Source organism: Gracilibacillus kekensis, from assembly GCF_900143085.1.
In the GTDB taxonomy this organism is placed as follows: Bacteria; Bacillota; Bacilli; order Bacillales; family Amphibacillaceae; genus Gracilibacillus; species Gracilibacillus kekensis.
Map to the genome: position 1 here is coordinate 87,926 of NZ_FRCZ01000006.1, position 18,818 is coordinate 106,743.

Here is an 18,818-nt window from a genome sequence, read left to right on the forward strand (position 1 = left end):
TCACTCATACATAAAATGGGGAGGTGAATGCTATGATTAGTAGATTTTGGCATAAGAATAAAATTCCATTATTATTTCTATCGCCTTGGTTAATAGGTGTTACTATTCTAGCCTTTATACCGATGATCGCTTCACTATATTTAGCATTTACGAATTACAATATGTTACAAGCTCCTACTTGGGTGGGCTTAGAGAATTTTAATACCATGTTAAATAGTGATAGTAGGTTCTTTCAGTCCTTAAAGGTAACATTTATTTATGTGTTTCTTGGAGTTCCGTTACAACTAATTGTAGCCTTTAGTTTAGCAACTGTGTTAAACAGAGGAGTTAAAGGGCTCTCGTTCTTTCGTGCTATCTATTATGTCCCATCTATATTAGGACCTAGTGTTGCAATAGCAGTGTTATGGAGACAATTATTTGGAATGGAAGGTATATTTAACGATTTTGTTTCTATCTTTGGGTTAGAGCCACAAAGCTGGATTTCAGACCCCTCTACATCACTTTATACATTAATTGTTTTGCTTGTCTGGCAATTTGGTTCTCCGATGGTTATCTTTTTAGCAGGCTTAAAACAGATTCCATCAGACTTATATGAAGCAGCTGCTATAGACGGTGCAGGTCCAGCCTATATGTTATTTAAAATCACGTTACCATTGATTACTCCAATTATATTCTTTAACTTAGTTATGCAAATCATTGGAGCATTTCAAGCATTCACTCCTGCTTATATCATTGGTGGAGGAACAGGTGGTACGCTAGATTCAACATTATTCTACACACTATACCTATATATAAAGGCGTTTACGCAATTTGAAATGGGTTATGCTTCGGCTATGGCTTGGTTCCTATTAGTGATCATCGCGACATTTACTGGATTGTTATTCTTAACAGCAAGAAAATGGGTACATTATCAAGATTAAGGAGGTGTCATCTTGTCAAATACAATTAATCAGTCGAACGTTACTTCCTCTTCAAAGCCAACAAGTAACTATTCCACCAAAAAGAAAATATTTGAAAGCGTAAAGTTTATCCTACTCCTCTTAGGAGCAATTGTGATGCTTTATCCGGTAATGTGGATGCTTAGTAGCTCATTTAAAACGGTGGATAAGATATTTACGGAAGTAGGTTTATGGCCGTCAGAGATTACTTTTAATAATTATCTTCAGGGTTGGGAAGGGATATCCGGATTTACGTTCTCTACATTTTATCTAAATTCATTTATCGTAGTAGGTTTAAGTATTCTAGGGAATATAATAGCCTGTTCCATGGCTGCTTATGCCTTTGCCAGACTTGATTTTACTTTTAAAAAGATATTATTTGCGGTTATGTTAGCATCGATGATGGTTCCTATTCATGTGTTACTAATACCACAATATATTTTATTTAATAATTTGAATTGGATTAATACCTATTTACCATTGGTTGTACCAAAATTCCTAGCAACAGATGCATTTTTCATATTCTTAATGGTTCAATTTATAAGAGGTATTCCAAGAGAGTTAGATAATGCGGCGAGGGTTGACGGATGTGGACCTGTTCAAATCTTTACAAGAATTATTTTTCCATTAATGACACCAGCTCTTGTAACGACAGCTATTTTTACATTTATCTGGACATGGAATGACTTCTTCTCCCAATTTATTTATTTAAGTAATCCTGAGAAATGGACGGTAACATTAGCATTAAGAGGTTTCTTAGATACGATGGGCGAGTCGATGTGGGGAGATATGTTCGCAATGTCGATACTGTCGTTAATTCCTATTTTTGTCTTCTTTATAGCATTCCAAAAACTACTTATTGAAGGTATATCAACAACTGGAATTAAATAAAAAACAGATATTCATTTTTAATGAGGGGGTGTAGTGAATGGAACTACAAGGAAAAACGGTATTAGTGACGGGTGCAGCGACTGGTATCGGAAGAGCAATAGCTCTAAAACTAGCAAGGAAAGGAACAAATATAGCAGTTAATTATACTAAATCTATTAATGAAGCTGAACAAACTTTAGAGGAAATTAAAGCTTTAGGTGTCCAAGGAATGCTAGTTCAAGCTGACGTATCTGATAATAAACAGGTTACTAAAATGTGTAATCATGTTCTTAATAAATTAGGAGCTATTGATATTTTAGTAAATAACGCAGGGACAACTAATTACGTTGCTTTAGAGGATTTAGATGGTATGAAAGATGAGTATTGGGATAATGCGTTTAACGTAAATGTAAAAGGTATGTTCTACACAAGCAGAGCATGTCAGGAAGAACTAAGAAAAAATAAAGGATGTATTGTGAATGTAACATCGATTGCAGGTTTTAATGGCTCTGGCAGTTCGATGGCATATGCTGCTTCAAAAGCGGCAGGAATTAGTGTAACAAAGTCATTGGCTAGAGCATTAGCTCCTGATGTTAGAGTTAATTCTGTGGCACCTGGAATCGTATTAACTAGATGGGTGAATGGTCAGGAAGAGCATATTGATAAACATAGTAGCGGCACTCTACTAGAAAGAGTAGCCAAGCCAGAAGACGTGGCAGATATGGTTTATGGAATAATTGCCGGTGGAGATTTTGTGACCGGGCAGACAATTGTGGTTGATGGTGGTTTCACCATTCATTAATAGATTTTACTAAACATAAGGAGGTATTTTACATGTCAAAAGGTATTTTTTTTGGTAAGGGATTTGGTAGAGCGATCGTTATTAATTTAACGAAAGGTGATAAGTTGTTAGAGAGTATTAGGGACCGATTGAAAGAAGAAGGGATAAAGGATGCTGTCGTATTTGGTGCGGTTGGATCCATGCAAAAATTAGTCTATCATCTTCCAACAAGTATGGGGCCAACCTCTGAAGATAAGTTTCTTACAATTGAAGGGGATGGACCAGTGGAATTAGGTTCTTTATCTGGAAATATCATCGATGGGGAGCCACACTTGCATATTGTAGCACAGGATAAAAAAGGAAATTATATTGGACATTTAGAAGAAGGAACAGAAGTATTGTTTTTAGCTGAAATCATTTTAGCAGAAATTGAAAGTTTGAATATCCATCGAGTTCAAAATGAACACGGTGTAGCATATTTATCCGAAAAATAATCGGATGGAAAATAAAAAATACTGGAGGAATTATTCATGGCAAAATCAAGAGAAGAAATTTTAGCGGAAATAAAAAAGTGTAGAGCAGCAGATTTATCAGATGGTATGGATGCATTAGGTTTAGTAAATAAAGGGTCTATGTCAACAGAAATGAGACCAATTAGACCAGGCATTTCTTTTGCTGGATACGCTTGGACAGTAAGACTTGTTCCAGATACAAGGACGCATAAACCTTGTGAAACAGTGGAAGAGTACATTCAACAAAAAAATGACTTTTGTTCAGATGCCTATTCCTTTATGAAGGAATTAAAAGCACAAGACGTAACCGATCATGTACTTGTGATTGATATGGATGGATATCCTGGTGGTGTGTTAGGTTCAGAAAATATGATGAATTTTCATATCATGGGTATGGCAGGAGCAATTGTAGATGGAGGTTGTAGAGATTCTTATGAGTGTAACCTTCAAAAAGTAAATGCCTTCTCTACTAAACGTACTTTCCATCATGTTACCGGTAGAATGAAAGGTGATGGTGTAAATGTTCCAGTTAGTTGTGCAGGTGTAACGGTAGAGCCTGGTGACTATGTAGTAGCAGATGACGATGGAGTCCTGGTTATCCCTCAGGAAAGAGCAGAAGAAGTGGTCAAGTTTGCTCAAGCTATCCTAAAAGACGACCAAGAAGCAAGGAAGAGTCATTATGAATCATTAGGATATCAGCCGGATGAAACTCTAAAAAGAATTTAGTTCTTGATTCCCCCTTTTCTTAACCATATTAAGTAGAGTTGCTTTTTCTAAAGCGGCTCTACTTTACCAATAAACTCTATCTTTTCTAGTTATCTTAACTCTTGTGAATAATTGACTTTCAATGGACATAGCACATATAATACCTGTATATATACTAAAGTAATTAGAACATGCAAAGAAAGTAGGGGAAGTCGATGGAAAAAGGTCAATTTGAATTTAAACCAATTCAAAAAAACCCTCTAGTTGTTGAGTTAACTAGAAGATTATTAGATTATATTTTTTCTGGAAGCATTCAACCAGGGGATCGTTTGCCGGCAGAAAGGCAGCTACAAGAAGCATTGGGAGTAGGTAGGTCAGCAATTAGAGAGGCCATTAAAGTCCTTACTGTTTTAGGGATACTAGAGGTGAAACAAGGAGATGGCACATATTTAAAAACAGCGGATTCGGGGTTGCTGCTCGAATCGATTGAATGGGGATTGCTCTTAGGTGAGAACAGGGTGCATGATATTATAGAAGTAAGAAAGGAAATTGAGGCGCCAATTGCCAGATTAGCGGCAGAGCGATGCACTGACACGGAGCTAAAAGAACTTCGATTAATCTTAGATAAATTAAAGGTTTCAACAATAGATGACTTTGTTGAGTTAGATATTGCCTTCCATATAAAAATCGCCCAAATGTCAAAAAACACAGTCTTTATCGGAATATTATCTAGTATTCAATCATTATTAAGAACGTGGATTAAATTAGTAATTGAAGAAGTTGGGGAAACGCAATTCTCTTATAATGACCATTATAATATATATCAAGCATTATCAAATAAGGATCCACAGGCATCTGTTGAAGCAATGGAGCTACATTTAGACGATGCAACAGGTAGAATATTAAATATTATAAAAGCAAAAAATGAAATAGATGCATAAATAGTGACTGTAAAACTTGGTACGAAACAAGCGATAACCGAGTTTTATTTTTGTTACTAGTGGTCAACCAATTCACCAAAAGGATGGGATGTTATGGACTTTAAATACTTTTTACCAACTACGGTTGACGTTGGATTAGGACTATCAAATTCAGTTGGGGAAATGTATCGAAAAGAGCAAGTGGATAAAGTGTTTATCATAACGGATAGAGGAATCAGAAAGGCGGGAATACTCGAGGGAATTTTAAATTCATTAGAAGAAAATGTTATTTCCGTCGATATATACGATGAAGTAATTCCCAATCCCAACGCCGAAAGTATAATGAATGGAGTTGAAAAATTAAAATCTTCAGGAGCAACGCAAGTTTTAGCTGTCGGTGGTGGTAGTAGTATCGATACCGCTAAAGGTGTAGCAATTATGATGCAAAACGAAGGGAATATCTTAGATTATGAAGGTGTAGGATTAATTAAACATCCTGGAGTGGATTTAACAGTAATCCCAACTACTGCGGGAACGGGAAGTGAAGTAACTGCTTCTACTATCGTAACAGATGCGAAAACCCAGTTTAAAGCAGCGGTAATCAGCCCTTATCTATTCCCCAAAAAAACCATTCTAGATGCCGAGTTAATCGTTGGACTACCTCAAGAAATTACAGCGGCAACTGGAATGGACGCATTAACACATGCGATAGAATCGTATACTTCTAAAACCGCTAATCCTATTAGTCAAGCATTAGCGATTCAAGCAATAAAAATGATAAGTGCTCATATCAAAAATACTTACTTCGTTGGGAATAATCTTGAAAGTAGAGAGAATATGCTGATAGCTTCTTTATTAGCGGGTGCTGCTTTCTCACAGTCTAGATTAGGTAATGTGCATGCTATATCTCATACCTTCGGTGGTGTATTCGATATCCCCCACGGTATTGCAAACGCTACTTTATTACCATTTGTGATGGAATTTAACCTTCCAGCTTGTCCAGAAAAGATGGCAGATATTGCGGAAGCGATGGGGGAAGATACTATAGGGCTGTCTTCATATGATGCTGGTAAAAAGGCAATTGAAGCTGTCATTAAGTTAAATCAATCCTTGCAAATTCCAAATAATATTAAGGATATTGGAGTTAATCTAGATTATCTCTCCAAACTAGTGGAAGATTCGATGCGAAGCGGCAATGTTCTAATCAATCCAAGATTAACAAAAGCAAATGATATTGAACAAATTATTAAAAACGCTTACAATGGAGAGTTGCATGTTTAGGATGACTCTTGAAAAGAGGGATGATGATGCCGAATAGTAAATATAATGCTCTAATTATGCATTTGAATGACAATGTAGCAACAGCAGTAGATGATCTTGCCGCAGGTGCAGATGCAAAGGTTAAAATTGAAAATAAAAACCAAACTATCGAGTTAATAAATGATATTCGTTTTGGTCATAAATTTGCACTTTCAGATATTAATAAGGGTGAGGAAATTAAAAAATATGGTGAGTCTATTGGTGTTGCCATTACTGATATTAAACAAGGTGAGCATGTGCATGTCCATAATATTGATAGTATTCGTGGGAAGGGAGCAGTGACAAAAAATGAATTTTAGAGGATTTTTAAGAAATGATAACCGTGCCGGAATTAGAAATCATCTATTAATTTTCCCTACATGCATGTCTGCATCTTCTACAGCTAAGTTAATTGCAGGACAACTACCAGGGGCAGTTAGCTTTGATAATCAAGTGGAAAACCAATTATCTAAAGAGGATGTTGAGCAGGTAGAAAGAACACTGCTAGGTTTTGCAACTCACCCAAATGTTGGAGCGATCGTTATGGTGGGTTTTGGAAAGGAAACAATTTCAGCCGACTCATTAGCCGAACAAGTACGTATGAGCGGAAAGCCTGTCGCATCTTTAAATATGATGGAATGTGGTGGGATCAAATCAGTTGTTGCTAAAGGAGTACAGATAGGTAAGCAATTTGAAGAAGAACTATCTTTAATACAAAGAGTCGATATACATGTCAATGAATTAGCAATTGGTATAGAGTGTGGCGGCTCAGATACAACTTCAGGTCTTGCTGCGAACCCTGCAGCTGGATTTGCCTCAGATTTGCTTATAGAAGATGGAGGTACCACCTTCTTGTCAGAAACTCCTGAGTTAATAGGAGCTGAGCACGTGTTAGCTAATAATGCCGTCAACGAAGAAATTGGTCGTCAAATTATTGCAACCGTTAACAAGTATGAGGAAAACCTGAAAAAATCAGGAATGGATTTTAGAGGTGCGCAACCGAGTCCGGGTAACATTCAAGGTGGATTATCTACTATTGAAGAAAAATCATTAGGGGCAATCTATAAATCTGGTACAGCACCGATCAAAGGTGTCTTACAATATGGTGAACGTTTTAAGGTAAAAGGTCATTATTTAATGAACTCTCCTGGATATGATATCGAATCAATTACAGGAATGATTGCAGGAGGAGCACAAATTATTATATTTACAACAGGAAGAGGGACTCCAGTTGGTTCTCCCATCGCTCCTGTAGTGAAAGTATGTGGCAATCCCAAGATGGCGGACATTATGAAGGACAATATCGACATAAATGCAGGAAAAATAATTACTGGTGAAAAATCTATAGAAGGTGTTGGCAGAGAATTATACGATTATATTTTAAAAGTAGCTAGTGGTGAAAAAACGAAAGCTGAGATATTTGGCTTTCAAGAATTTGCGATCAACCGAGTGATTTCATAGAAGGAGGTGAAGTGCTGTGGCGCTCAAAGGCTATATTCGAGAAAACGGACAGGTCGGTATTCGTAATAAATTGCTAATATTACCCTCTGTTTTATGTTCATCTAGTACAAGTGCTCAAATTGCAGATGCTTTACCAAACGTTGTTTCAATAGCTAATCAAGCAGGCTGTGCGCAAGTAGGGGATGACTTAACCCAAACCGAACGAACGCTTATGGGCTTTGGTCTCAATCCAAATGTTGGTGGTGTGTTGATTGTTGGATTAGGCTGTGAAGGTGTAAACCCTCTAGGATTGGCGAATAAGGTAGCAGAGTCTAAAAAGTTAGTTGATTATCTAGTTATTCAACAGGTTGGTGGAACGACAAATACAATCGAAAAAGGCATAGAAGAAGCCAACAAAATGGTGAATGCTATTGATGAGCCAAAACGAAATGTTGACCTATCTGATATATGTCTTGGGATAGTGATTGACAATTCCATAGAGGAAAGCAAATTGATCGTTTTGTCCAAAGTAATTGAAGTATTATCTGATTCTATAGGCGTAGTTATTATACCCAAAAGACATCAATCTTATTTTTCTGATGCTAAAGAATTGGTATATGGAAAAACGGTAACAGAAAAAGGAATATATTATACTGCTAGTGAATTAGGAAATGTTGCATTAATGACTGGAATGGTAGCAAGTGGGGCACAAACAATTATACACTTTACTGAAGACGGTGATCCTGCTGGTTCATCTATATCCCCTGTCATAAAATGTAGTGTGAACGAGGATATATTTGAGATTTTTTGGGAACACATCGATCTTGATATAAGCGCACCGCTGGCACAAAATAATGAAAGCCTTATTTCCAGTCAATTGTTATCAGTTGTTACGAATACAATCAATGGAATAGATACAAAGTCGGAAATGTTAGAGTTAAATGATTTTGCCATACACCGCATCTTACCAACTTTTTAATAGGAATCGTTGTAAAGAAAGGAAGTGTTGTTGTGAAAGTACCTTCCTATATCAGTGTAACAGACCAATTTATAAACGGTATGAATGTATACTTGGAACAAAAAAATATTGCTTTAAGTGAAGTAGTAGAAGTGTTCGCCGGTAATGGACAATTAGGGTTACGATTGGGATTAGAACCTGATCAAAATATATCAGACTTATTAATGCATCAGGATAAGTGGTATCGGGATGAAATCAGCAGCCAGTGGGATTTGCGACCTAAGGGTGTGATACAGGAGTCAGCAGATGAGACAGTTGTTCGATTTAAAAATAATCAAAGGCCAATTAAATTAATAATCGTTGCTGCTCCACCACCTGCTAATTCCTATTATTGTCCCAGTTACGCAATGGCTAAAAATCTACATGATTATAATCCTGAAGCAAAAATGTTATTTGTAGGTGAGTTAAATAGTGATGCTTTTGCTTCTGTGAAATTTTTTGAGCACGTTAATAAAGTGGAAGATCGACTGTTCGAGAAATGGATACAAAATACATACCACCAGCAAGGGTATTTTAAAGATCAAGGCATATTGGTCAAGCCTTATTTATTGGAGTTCTCTTACTGTAATGATGTGGATTGTGATTGTAAAAATAGTAATAATTAAAGTTTTGAATGTAGAAGAGTAAAACTGGTTGAGATCGCATTGACGAGGACAGAAACTGCCACGAGTATAGCAAATAATCCATATTCTTTATTAAACCTTATTGTTAATTTTCTGGAACCGATCGCTAATCATGAATGATAGGTTAAATGAAGGGGATATGCTGAAGCATGAAACAATGTATTGAGGAATAATGCATAACAGATGTATAAAATATAAGGACCCAAACGATATCGAAGTTTATTCGAATAATCGTTTGGGTTCTTCTAATTACATAATTCTTCTTATTGTTCTCTCAGCGCCTTCTCTCCCGCTTCTAATACCTCCACAATTCGATCGACATCATATACACTACCTTTCCAAGTTCCGCCACTTACTTTTTGTAAAGCAGCCCATAAACGAGTGTCGTCTGGAAGGTTGTCAGAAGGTTTGATATCTGCGTTGATGCTCCTTGATGCAAGAATACTAGCGCCTTCTTGATAAGAAACTTCTTTTTCTGCATCTCCGACAAAATTAATTGTACCTTCTAAGTTTTTGGCATCGATTCTTACTTCGATGATATCTCCATCCTGAAGCTTACCTATTGGTCCATCCGCTAGTCCCTCCGGTCCAACGTGACCAATACAGGCCCCTGTTGAAACACCAGAGAAACGAGCATCGGTAATTAATGTTACATATTTTCCATAAGATAAGTGTTTTAAAGCAGATGTTACTTGGTACGTTTCTTCCATCCCAGTTCCTAAAGGACCACAGCCTGTTAAAATCATAATGTCGCCTTTTTTAATCTGCTTTGTTTTGATTGCTTCAATCGCACTAGCTTCACTTGTGTAGATTTTAGCTTCACTTTTATGATAATACACTTGGTTTTCATCGAGTCTGGAAGGATCAATAGAAGTTGATTTAATAACAGCTCCTTCTGGTGCGATGTTTCCGGTTGGAAATGTAACAGTAGAAGTTAATCCGCGTTCTTCGGCTTGTTCTTTTGACATTATCACTTCATCTGCATCAATTTGATCTGCTTCTTTTAATTTATCCTTCATTTTTTGTCTGCGTTCGGAATGTTCCCACCAGTCTAAATTTTCTTTGAGTGTGTGACCAGTAACTGTCATCACGTTTTCACGTAATAATCCTAGATCACGCAGATGCAACATAACCTCTGGAACCCCACCAGCTAAATAGCCACGAATCGTAGGATGTGGTATTGGTCCATTTGGTAACAAACTAACCAAACGTGGAGTTTCTTTGTTGATACGGTGCCAATCTTCAATAGAAGGAATACTACATTTTGCCGCATGTGCAATTGCAGGAATGTGCAATAGTAGATTTGTAGATCCACCAAAAGCTGCATGAACAACCATAGCATTATGGATGGCGTCATCTGTCACGATATCTTTGGTTGTGATTTTTTCTTCTTCCATCGCTATGATCGCTCTTGATGATTGACGTGCCATTTCCTTCCATACCTTTTGACCGGATGGTGCTAGTGCAGCGTGAGGAACGGTCATACCTAATGCTTCGGCGACGACTTGTGCTGTCGCAGCGGTACCTAAGAACTGACAACCGCCTCCTGGTGTTGCGCATGCCGCACAACCTAGCTCAGCTGCTTCTTGTAATGAAAGTTCATCATTGGAATAACGCGCACCAATTGTTTGAACCTTGCCAGCATCTTCCCCATAAAGCGGTGGTAATGTAACACCACCAGGAATAACAACGGTAGGTAAATCATGCATAGATGCTAATGCAATCGTCATCGCTGGTAAACCTTTGTCACAAGTAGCGATCCCTAATACTGCATCACGAGTTGGTAACGAACGAATTAATCTACGATACACCATTGCGGCATCATTACGATATGGAAAGGAGTCAAACATACCGGTCGTTCCTTGAGTGCGGCCATCACAAGGATCACTCACATATGCAGCAAAAGGAATGCCAGCATGTTGGCTGACTTCATTTGCCGCTTCTTTCATTAATATATCTACTTCCCAATGCCCAGTATGATACCCCAAAGCTAATGGGTTACCTTCTTTATCCTTTAGGCCACCTTGTGTGCTTAGCAGTAATACTTGTTTACCGTCTAACATATTAGGACTCCAACCCATACCAACGTTCTGAGATAATCCGAATAAATCCCCGCTTGGCGACTTCCTGAGCATTTTATCTGTTAGAGGAAGTTTACCGATGGGACCTCTGGCGACAGTTTTTATATCATAAATCTCTTCAGGGTGCTCCATTATGTTGTCTATTTTTGTCATATTTGTTCCCCTCCATATAAAGCGGTTTCATCTTATAGACTAAGTATAGAGGGTAAGAAAAAGTGTGTCAATAATATAAAAGCGAGTTTTATAATGTAAAATTAATCGTGTATAAAACGCTTACATTTTGTGTTGACAAACAACTTGTTGGTAGATATAATGCGTTTATAGAAAAATAGTTTTATAATAGCAAACTGAATTTTATAATATACTTTTATTTTTATTACTTAGTTTATTCACAAGATAAACTTAGTATTAAAATATATCTTTTTGAACAAAGGAGGGATTTGAATAAAAATTATTTTGTAAACGCTAACAAAATAAAAAAGGGGATGAAAAGATGTTTGGTAAAAAAACATTATGGATAATGTTAATTGCTATTATGTTATTAATTGTTGCATGTGGACCATCCGATGAGACGAGTGAAAACGAAGATAATACAGGAGAGGATTCTTCAGAAACAGAAAATAGTGGCGACGATTCAGAAGCTGAAGGTGATGAAGAAGAAATTACTTTGATTTTATGGCATATTGAGACTGGACCTTCCGGAGAAGCGATTGAAGCAGCTGTAGATCGTTTCGAGGAAAAAAATCCTAACGTAACGGTAGAAGTTTCTCAGCAAGAAAACGACCCATATAAATCTCAATTGAGTGTTGCTATGGGTGGCGGAAATCCACCAGACGTATTCCATTCTTGGGGTGGCGGTTGGTTAAAACAATTTGTGGATTCAGATCAAGTTGTTGATATTACCGACTCAGTTGATGCTAGTTTGTATAATGAAGCAGCGTTGTCAGTTTCAACTTTTGAAGATAGTATTTATGGTGCTCCGGTTAGTATGGATGTAGTGCCTGTATTTTATAATAAAGAAATATTTGAAGAATACGGTATTGAAGAACCTGAAACATATGAAGACTTACTTGGAATTGTCGAAACACTTACCTCAAATGATATTACACCATTTGCTCTGGCTAACCAGACTAAATGGACAGGTTCCTTTTATTTAATGTATATGGCCGAAAGACTTGGTGGTCCGGAATTATTCAACGAGGCTTTCGAGCGTTCAGGACGGACGTTTGATGATGAAGCTTATATTGAAGCTGGACAGAAGATTCAGGAATTAGTTGAAATGGGTGCTTTTCCTGAAGGTGTAAACGGCATGAACTACGATACTGGTCAATCACGTCAGTTACTTTATACAAATAGTGCAGCAATGATGGTAATGGGCGGTTGGCTAGTAAATAATGTGCGAGATGAAATGCCTGAATTTGAAGAAAAATTAGGTTTCTTCTTATTCCCATCTATTGAAGGAGGAGAAGGTGAACAAAATCATGTAGTAGGTGGTGTGTCTCCAGTCTTCTCTGTTGCTAAACAATCTGAACATCCTGAAATGGCTGCTGAATTAGTTAATGAACTTGCAAGTTTAGAAACCGCAACACAATTGTCTAATAATGCAGGTTCAATATCAGCAGTAAATGGAGTGGAATATGAGGATCCTTACATTCAAGAAATGAGTGATATTCTAGAAAGCTCAGAAGCAATGCAAACATACTATGATCAAACATTGCCTCCTGAACTAGCACAAACGCATCTAGATACAACACAAGCTATTTTTGGCTTATCTATGACACCAGAAGAAGCAATGGCAGAAGTAGAAGAAAAAGCGAAAGAGGTATTAGCAGAATAACGAGCTTATTGAGAACTACATTAATAAAAAATTAATGTAGTTCTCACACTCTAATAGGTGGTGGTAGTAATGGAAAGGACAGATGATTTAAAGATAGTAAAGGTCAAAAATGTTCCTAAACGGAAAAACAAGGATACATGGGCGATTATTGGTTTTATTGCACCGGCTTTTCTGATCTATGGTGTATATGTTATTTATTCCATTTTTATGACATTTTACTATAGTCTTTTTGACTGGACTGGAATTGATAGTAATATGGTTTTTATTGGATTAGAGAACTATATAGCATTATTCCGAGATGGAGTGTTTTGGACTTCTATACAAAACAACTTCTTATTAGTAATTGCATCACTTTTTACCCAATTACCAATTGGTTTAATTATGGCATTATTGTTATTTAGTCCGATTAAAGGAATGCGATTATTCAGGTCGGTATATTTCATGCCATTTCTAATGTCTACAGTAGCAATTGGGATTCTCTTTATTTTTATCTACGAAGGTAACTATGGTTTATTAAATTCTGTTTTAGGAGTAATAGGATTAGAATCATTGCAGACCGCTTGGATTGGTAAAGAGAGTACAGCTATTTGGGCTGTAATCGCCACCGTTTGTTGGCAATTTGCACCGTTTTATATGATTCTCTTCAGAGCAACTATTGTTGGTATTCCTGAAGAATTATATGAAGCCGCTGATATCGATGGTGCTACTGGTTGGCAACGATTTAAAAATATAACACTGCCATTATTAATGCCGATAATTGTTACATCAGCTATATTATCCGTAATTGGTTCATTGAAATATTTTGATCTAATATACGTTATGACTGGTGGTGGCCCTAATAACTCCACTGAATTAATGGCAACTTATATGTATAAACAAACATTTACTAATTTTAATATGGGCTATGGTAGCAGTATTTCTTTCGCTATGTTCATTATAGCATTTATCGTCACATTGTTTATATTATTTGGCGACAAGCAAAGAAAGGGGAATGACTCATGACTAAATTAGTAAAAAAAATCCCGTTGTATCTACTAGCGATCCTTATTTTAGTCATAACAGGTCTACCGTTTTTTATAATGTTCTTAACTTCCTTTAAAGGACAAATGGAATTTATGACTTCACCATGGTCTTGGCCTGAAAACTTCTCTTTGGATAGCTATAAGCTGCTTATTGAATTAGAGTTTTTTGGGTATTTTTGGAATAGTATGATCGTGTCAGTTATATCGGTTGTGATCGTTATTTTTATTGCAGCAATGGCTAGTTATCCCCTAGCTAGATTAACATTTCGTTTGAATCGTCCAATTTTTATTATTTTTATGGTAGGGATGATGATACCTATTCATACAACATTAGTTCCTATTTTCACATTGACTAATGACCTAGGGTTGTATGATTCATTATTAGGTTTAGTTGGCCCGTATATTGCATTTGCATTACCAATATCGGTTGTTATATTCACTCAATTTATGCGTGATATTCCTAAAGAATTAGAAGAATCAGCTAAAATTGATGGTTGCAGTCACATTAGATTATTTTGGAATATCATTTTTCCATTATTGACACCTGCTGTAGCTACAGTTTCTATTTATAACTTTATTCAGATTTGGAATGAATTTATTTTTGCATTAACATTAACTAGTTCATCTCAAACAGCTACTTTACCAATCGGACTTCGTGAATTTTATGGAGAATTTTCTGTGAATATACCGGGAATTATGGCAGCACTTACTTTAGGAAGCTTACCTTTATTATTAGTATACTTCGTGGCACAAGAAAAGATAGTGGCAGGACTCGCTGCTGGATCTGTGAAGGGGTAATGATAAAGAACAGATCTTACATCTTACACTTTATAAAGAAATAGGTTAGGAGGAAATAAAATGACTATTGAATATCATGTTGCAAAAAATGGCTCTGACAATGGAAAAGGTACAGAAAATGATCCCTTTTTGACAATAAATAAAGCGGCATCTGTTGCAGTTGCAGGAGATGACGTGATTGTACATGAAGGCGTTTATCGAGAATGGGTGAAGCCTTCATATGGAGGATTAAGTAAATACCGAAGAATTACATATAGGGCAGCAGATGGGGAAAAGGCTGTCATTAAAGGATCAGAACAGATTAATAATTGGGAAAAAGTTAATGGAACTGTTTGGAAGGCTGTAGTATCCAATGATTTATTTGGTGAATATAATCCTTTCAAAGAAGAAGTTTTTGGAGATTGGGTTGTTTACAATCCTGGTAGACATCTTGGTGATGTTTATCTAAATGGAATGTCTTTTTATGAAGTTGAAACTTTTGAACAATTAAAAGAACCGAAAACTAAATTAGAAGTGTTAGATCATTGGACAAAAACAATCGTTCCTGTTCATAACAAAGAACAAACGAAATATGTGTGGTTTGCGGAAGTTGATAATGAAAGTACAACGATTTATGCAAATTTTCATGAGACAAACCCTAATGAAGAATTAGTTGAGATCAATGTTCGAAAAGCCTGCTTTTATCCTGAACAGACGGGAATTGATTATATCACTGTTAAAGGATTTGAAATGGCACAAGCAGCAACACCATGGACACCTCCAACAGCTGATCAGCCAGGTTTAATAGGCCCACACTGGAGTAAAGGGTGGATTATTGAAGAAAACGTTATTCATGATGCAAAGTGTAGTGCGATTAGTATTGGGAAGGAGATTTCCACAGGTCACAATTATCGAAGTATCCGGAAAGATAAGCCTGGCTATCAATATCAGTTAGAATCAGTCTTTTCGGCTATGGAGATAGGTTGGAGTAAAGAAAGAATTGGCTCCCATATTATTCGAAATAACACTATCTATGATTGTGGTCAAAATGCTGTAGTAGGTCATTTAGGTTGTGTGTTTAGTGAAATCTATAATAACCATATCTATAATATAGCTTTAAAACGTGAGTTTTTCGGACATGAAATTGGTGGGATCAAGCTTCATGCGGCAATCGATGTTCAAATAAGAAATAATCGCATTCATGATTGTTCATTAGGAACATGGTTAGATTGGCAGACGCAAGGTACTATCATAAGTGGAAATTTATTTTATAGAAACAACCGCGATTTATTTGTTGAAGTAAGTAGTGGTCCTTATATTGTAGATAATAATATTTTAACAGCTGACTATGCATTAGATAATCATGCGCAAGGTGGCGCATATATAAATAATTTGATTCGTGGCAAAATGATACAACGAAAAATGCTAGATCGTGCAACACCATATCATGTGCCGCATAGCACGAAATTAGCAGGGTTTGCTCCAGTGTATGGTGGAGATGATCGTTACTATAATAATATATTTATAGGTGACGATTATATCCAAACTACTGGTTTGGAAACATCAATTCCTTCTGAGATAACTAATGATTATATAGGTACTGTTCATTATAATGGTTATACAACCTCATTAGAAGAATATATCGAAAAGGTAGATCAAGAGGGCGGTGACCATCGCACTTTCCATAGTATTGAGCAACCAGTTTATATAAACAAAAATGCCTATTTTAATGGAGCTGAACCCTTTGATCAGGAAAATGAGAATATAGTGAGGGATGACTTTAATCCTAATATTAAGATTATTGAGGAAGGTTATGAAGTATTTCTTTCAATAGAACTTCCTGAAGATTTTGAAACATTGTTAGGAGGTATTCAATCAACTACTACATTAGGAAGAACCCTTATTGTTGATGCAGAATTTGAAAATCCAGATGGAAGTGAATTAATCGTTGATAAAGATATATTAGGAACCGATCGTGAAGAAATGACTGTGCTAGGTCCTATAAGTAATTTGCGAGCTGGTAAAAATTATATAAAAGTTTGGTAATGAAAGCTTAAATCTCATGCTTTAATCCTTTAATGAAGACAAATCTCTCTTATATCCTGCTGAAAATGTTATAGGAATCGTATGAAACTCTATAACAGACTTCATTTAATGAAAGTACAATCCGAATGATTATACGAAATAGAATTCGTGATCATTCGGATTCTTAAAATCAATAAAAATACCTCGGCTGATCCATTTAATTTTACTGTTAGAAAGTGAAATGATTAAACGAAAAATAAATATTGAAAGTTAATGAACTCTTACCTTATTCGTTTCTTCTGCGATTTTTACTTTCCACAGCTTTTGATCGGAACAAGGTAACATTTTTCTTTCTCATTCCTCAAATTCGTCAATCTCAATAGCATTCTTTTTCTTCTGCTCCTGGATGAGTCGATGCAAGTGAATCGTCATCATTCCTTGTTTTAATGAGGCATTGATCCGATCTTGTCTTACTGGGAAAGGAAGGTCAATTTGTCTTGAGAAGTCACCTTGTAAAATCTCTTGTTTTATTAATTTCCCAGATGTTTGAACTGGAAAAAGTGACCCCTTCAATTCCAAAACATTAGAATCAACAAACACCTTTACTTGTTTACGATCTTTAATTCCGGGCAAGTTAACATAAACTACTAGTTCATTATCCAATTCATATATATTAACGGCAGGTATCGGAGGTTTGATAATATGTTCAAAATCATCCCAAAAGTTTCCGCCAAAAAATTGATCTAAATTGTTTTTCCATTCATGCATATGTTGGAATGGATCCAAAGCTATCTCTCCCCTTTCATGCGTAGCTATGTTAAAATAGGTTCGCTATAATATAGGATATGAACCTATCAAAAAGGTTGTGCGTAAACGGAGGTGCTATAATGCTTGAAAATGCATTTATAATGGTAGTCATTATTATGACAATAAATATTGTTTATGTATCACTTTCTACATTAAGAGTGATTTTAACGTTAAAAGGAAGACGCTATATAGCTGGAACAATTGGAACTTTTGAAATCGTCATTTATACATTGGGGCTAGGGCTAGTATTAGACAATCTTGGTGAAATTCAGAATTTAGTAGCATACGGGCTTGGATATGGTCTAGGGGTGGTAATTGGATCAATGATTGAAGAAAAATTAGCATTAGGGTATATTACGGTGAATGTGATTTCTTCAAATCCTGATATTTCTTTCACAAGACAACTGAGAGAAAAAGGCTACGGTGTGACAAGTTGGTATGCATACGGAATGGACGGAGATCGATTATCGATGCAAATTTTGTCGCCGAGAAAATATGAACTGCATTTATACGAAACGATCAAAACTATTGATCCAAAAGCCTTTATTATTGCCTATGAACCTAAGCAGATTCATGGTGGTTTCTGGGTGAAGCAAGTAAAAAAAGGGAGGATTCGAAAAAGTGTCCAAAAAGCAGAAGAACAGCAAGAAGCCAAACAAGAAGAAGTTCACAGTCGAGGAGAATGAATCGATTGATGCATGTTTAGAGCGAATCAAACAAGAAGGATATCAGCCAGTGCGACGAGTTGAAGAACCAATTTTTATAGAAGAAAATGGAGAAAAGGTTCCATATGGAAGTGAAATAATATTTGATGCAAAAACAGCAAAACACGAACATTAAAATGAACTATTATTTTAATGTTCGATTTTTGTTGACAGGGTTCTAGTGCTCTTGTTATCATATGAATGTAGTTAAATAATTTAACAAAAACAAAAAGAAAACCAATAATGTACTGTAATTAATTCCTCATATAATCTGAGAATATGGCTCAAAAGTTTCTACCCGTCACCGTAAATGATGGACTATGAGGGAAGATGAACGATGATTTTTAATGAAAAATCATCAGGATAGTTATGGACCTATAACCTATTCATCTTCTCTCCTGATAGAGAAGATGAATAGGTTTTTTTGTAAGACAAGAAAGTATAAAATTTTCGCGGATG

Annotated in this window: 19 protein-coding genes and 1 riboswitch; of the genes, 17 read left to right on the plus strand and 2 right to left on the minus strand. The window is 36.2% G+C overall.

Going from position 1 to position 18,818, the window contains the following annotated elements; genetic code table 11:
* Positions 1 to 32: 32 nt before the first annotated feature.
* From BUC25_RS14240 to BUC25_RS14290, 11 genes are all read left to right on the plus strand, one after another.
* Positions 33 to 920, plus strand: a complete 888-nt coding sequence (locus BUC25_RS14240) for a carbohydrate ABC transporter permease (RefSeq protein WP_073202563.1) — start codon at positions 33 to 35, stop codon at positions 918 to 920.
* 87 nt (positions 921 to 1,007) lie between these two features.
* Complete coding sequence (locus BUC25_RS14245; protein WP_073202742.1) at positions 1,008 to 1,829, plus strand: carbohydrate ABC transporter permease; 822 nt, start codon at positions 1,008 to 1,010, stop codon at positions 1,827 to 1,829.
* Between the two features lie 37 nt (positions 1,830 to 1,866).
* Positions 1,867 to 2,610 (plus strand): SDR family NAD(P)-dependent oxidoreductase, encoded by a 744-nt coding sequence (locus BUC25_RS14250; protein WP_073202564.1) that lies wholly within the window; start codon positions 1,867 to 1,869, stop codon positions 2,608 to 2,610.
* Between the two features lie 32 nt (positions 2,611 to 2,642).
* The gene (locus BUC25_RS14255) at positions 2,643 to 3,083 is read left to right on the plus strand and encodes a PPC domain-containing DNA-binding protein (protein ID WP_073202565.1); all 441 of its coding nucleotides are present in this window, start codon (positions 2,643 to 2,645) and stop codon (positions 3,081 to 3,083) included.
* Positions 3,084 to 3,119: 36 nt separating this feature from the next.
* Positions 3,120 to 3,827, plus strand: coding sequence for an RraA family protein (locus tag BUC25_RS14260; protein WP_073202566.1), 708 nt, complete (start codon positions 3,120 to 3,122; stop codon positions 3,825 to 3,827).
* Positions 3,828 to 4,021: 194 nt separating this feature from the next.
* Positions 4,022 to 4,747 carry a FadR/GntR family transcriptional regulator gene (locus BUC25_RS14265; protein ID WP_073202567.1) on the plus strand — a complete coding sequence of 242 codons (726 nt, stop codon included), beginning with the start codon at positions 4,022 to 4,024 and terminating at the stop codon, positions 4,745 to 4,747.
* 93 nt (positions 4,748 to 4,840) lie between these two features.
* Positions 4,841 to 6,007, plus strand: coding sequence for an iron-containing alcohol dehydrogenase (locus tag BUC25_RS14270; RefSeq protein ID WP_073202568.1), 1,167 nt, complete (start codon positions 4,841 to 4,843; stop codon positions 6,005 to 6,007).
* 26 nt (positions 6,008 to 6,033) lie between these two features.
* Complete coding sequence (locus tag BUC25_RS14275; protein ID WP_073202569.1) at positions 6,034 to 6,345, plus strand: UxaA family hydrolase; 312 nt, start codon at positions 6,034 to 6,036, stop codon at positions 6,343 to 6,345.
* Positions 6,335 to 7,486, plus strand: coding sequence for a UxaA family hydrolase (locus BUC25_RS14280; RefSeq protein ID WP_073202570.1), 1,152 nt, complete (start codon positions 6,335 to 6,337; stop codon positions 7,484 to 7,486). The genes BUC25_RS14275 and BUC25_RS14280 overlap by 11 nt, the downstream gene beginning before the upstream one ends.
* Before the next feature lie 16 nt (positions 7,487 to 7,502).
* Positions 7,503 to 8,444: a UxaA family hydrolase gene (locus tag BUC25_RS14285; RefSeq protein WP_073202571.1), complete on the plus strand. Its 942-nt coding sequence runs from the start codon at positions 7,503 to 7,505 to the stop codon at positions 8,442 to 8,444.
* 32 nt (positions 8,445 to 8,476) lie between these two features.
* A complete protein-coding gene (locus tag BUC25_RS14290; protein WP_073202572.1) occupies positions 8,477 to 9,088 on the plus strand; it encodes a hypothetical protein in 612 nt (203 codons plus the stop codon).
* Between the two features lie 281 nt (positions 9,089 to 9,369).
* Here BUC25_RS14290 and BUC25_RS14295 read toward each other — a convergent pair whose 3' ends face one another.
* A complete protein-coding gene (locus BUC25_RS14295; RefSeq protein ID WP_073202573.1) occupies positions 9,370 to 11,340 on the minus strand; it encodes a YjhG/YagF family D-xylonate dehydratase in 1,971 nt (656 codons plus the stop codon).
* 340 nt (positions 11,341 to 11,680) lie between these two features.
* Here BUC25_RS14295 and BUC25_RS14300 point away from each other — a divergent pair, with 340 nt between their 5' ends.
* The 4 genes from BUC25_RS14300 to BUC25_RS14315 all read left to right on the plus strand — a co-directional run bounded on the left by BUC25_RS14300 (position 11,681) and on the right by BUC25_RS14315 (position 16,869).
* Positions 11,681 to 13,024, plus strand: coding sequence for an extracellular solute-binding protein (locus BUC25_RS14300; protein WP_073202574.1), 1,344 nt, complete (start codon positions 11,681 to 11,683; stop codon positions 13,022 to 13,024).
* Positions 13,025 to 13,093: 69 nt separating this feature from the next.
* Complete coding sequence (locus tag BUC25_RS14305; protein ID WP_073202575.1) at positions 13,094 to 14,026, plus strand: carbohydrate ABC transporter permease; 933 nt, start codon at positions 13,094 to 13,096, stop codon at positions 14,024 to 14,026.
* Positions 14,023 to 14,844: a carbohydrate ABC transporter permease gene (locus tag BUC25_RS14310; protein ID WP_073202576.1), complete on the plus strand. Its 822-nt coding sequence runs from the start codon at positions 14,023 to 14,025 to the stop codon at positions 14,842 to 14,844. Before BUC25_RS14305 ends, BUC25_RS14310 begins: the two co-directional genes overlap by 4 nt.
* Positions 14,845 to 14,904: 60 nt before the next feature.
* A complete protein-coding gene (locus tag BUC25_RS14315; protein WP_073202577.1) occupies positions 14,905 to 16,869 on the plus strand; it encodes a right-handed parallel beta-helix repeat-containing protein in 1,965 nt (654 codons plus the stop codon).
* Between the two features lie 333 nt (positions 16,870 to 17,202).
* Here BUC25_RS14315 and BUC25_RS14320 read toward each other — a convergent pair whose 3' ends face one another.
* Positions 17,203 to 17,634 (minus strand): Hsp20/alpha crystallin family protein, encoded by a 432-nt coding sequence (locus BUC25_RS14320; RefSeq protein WP_073202578.1) that lies wholly within the window; start codon positions 17,632 to 17,634, stop codon positions 17,203 to 17,205.
* A 101-nt stretch (positions 17,635 to 17,735) separates the two neighbouring features.
* Here BUC25_RS14320 and BUC25_RS14325 point away from each other — a divergent pair, with 101 nt between their 5' ends.
* Both BUC25_RS14325 and BUC25_RS14330 read left to right on the plus strand, forming a co-directional pair.
* Complete coding sequence (locus BUC25_RS14325) at positions 17,736 to 18,341, plus strand: DUF2179 domain-containing protein (RefSeq protein WP_073202579.1); 606 nt, start codon at positions 17,736 to 17,738, stop codon at positions 18,339 to 18,341.
* Positions 18,277 to 18,495 carry an NETI motif-containing protein gene (locus BUC25_RS14330; RefSeq protein WP_073202580.1) on the plus strand — a complete coding sequence of 73 codons (219 nt, stop codon included), beginning with the start codon at positions 18,277 to 18,279 and terminating at the stop codon, positions 18,493 to 18,495. Before BUC25_RS14325 ends, BUC25_RS14330 begins: the two co-directional genes overlap by 65 nt.
* Positions 18,496 to 18,601: 106 nt before the next feature.
* A riboswitch (purine riboswitch) is annotated at positions 18,602 to 18,700 on the plus strand.
* The last annotated feature ends 118 nt before the right edge of the window (positions 18,701 to 18,818 follow it).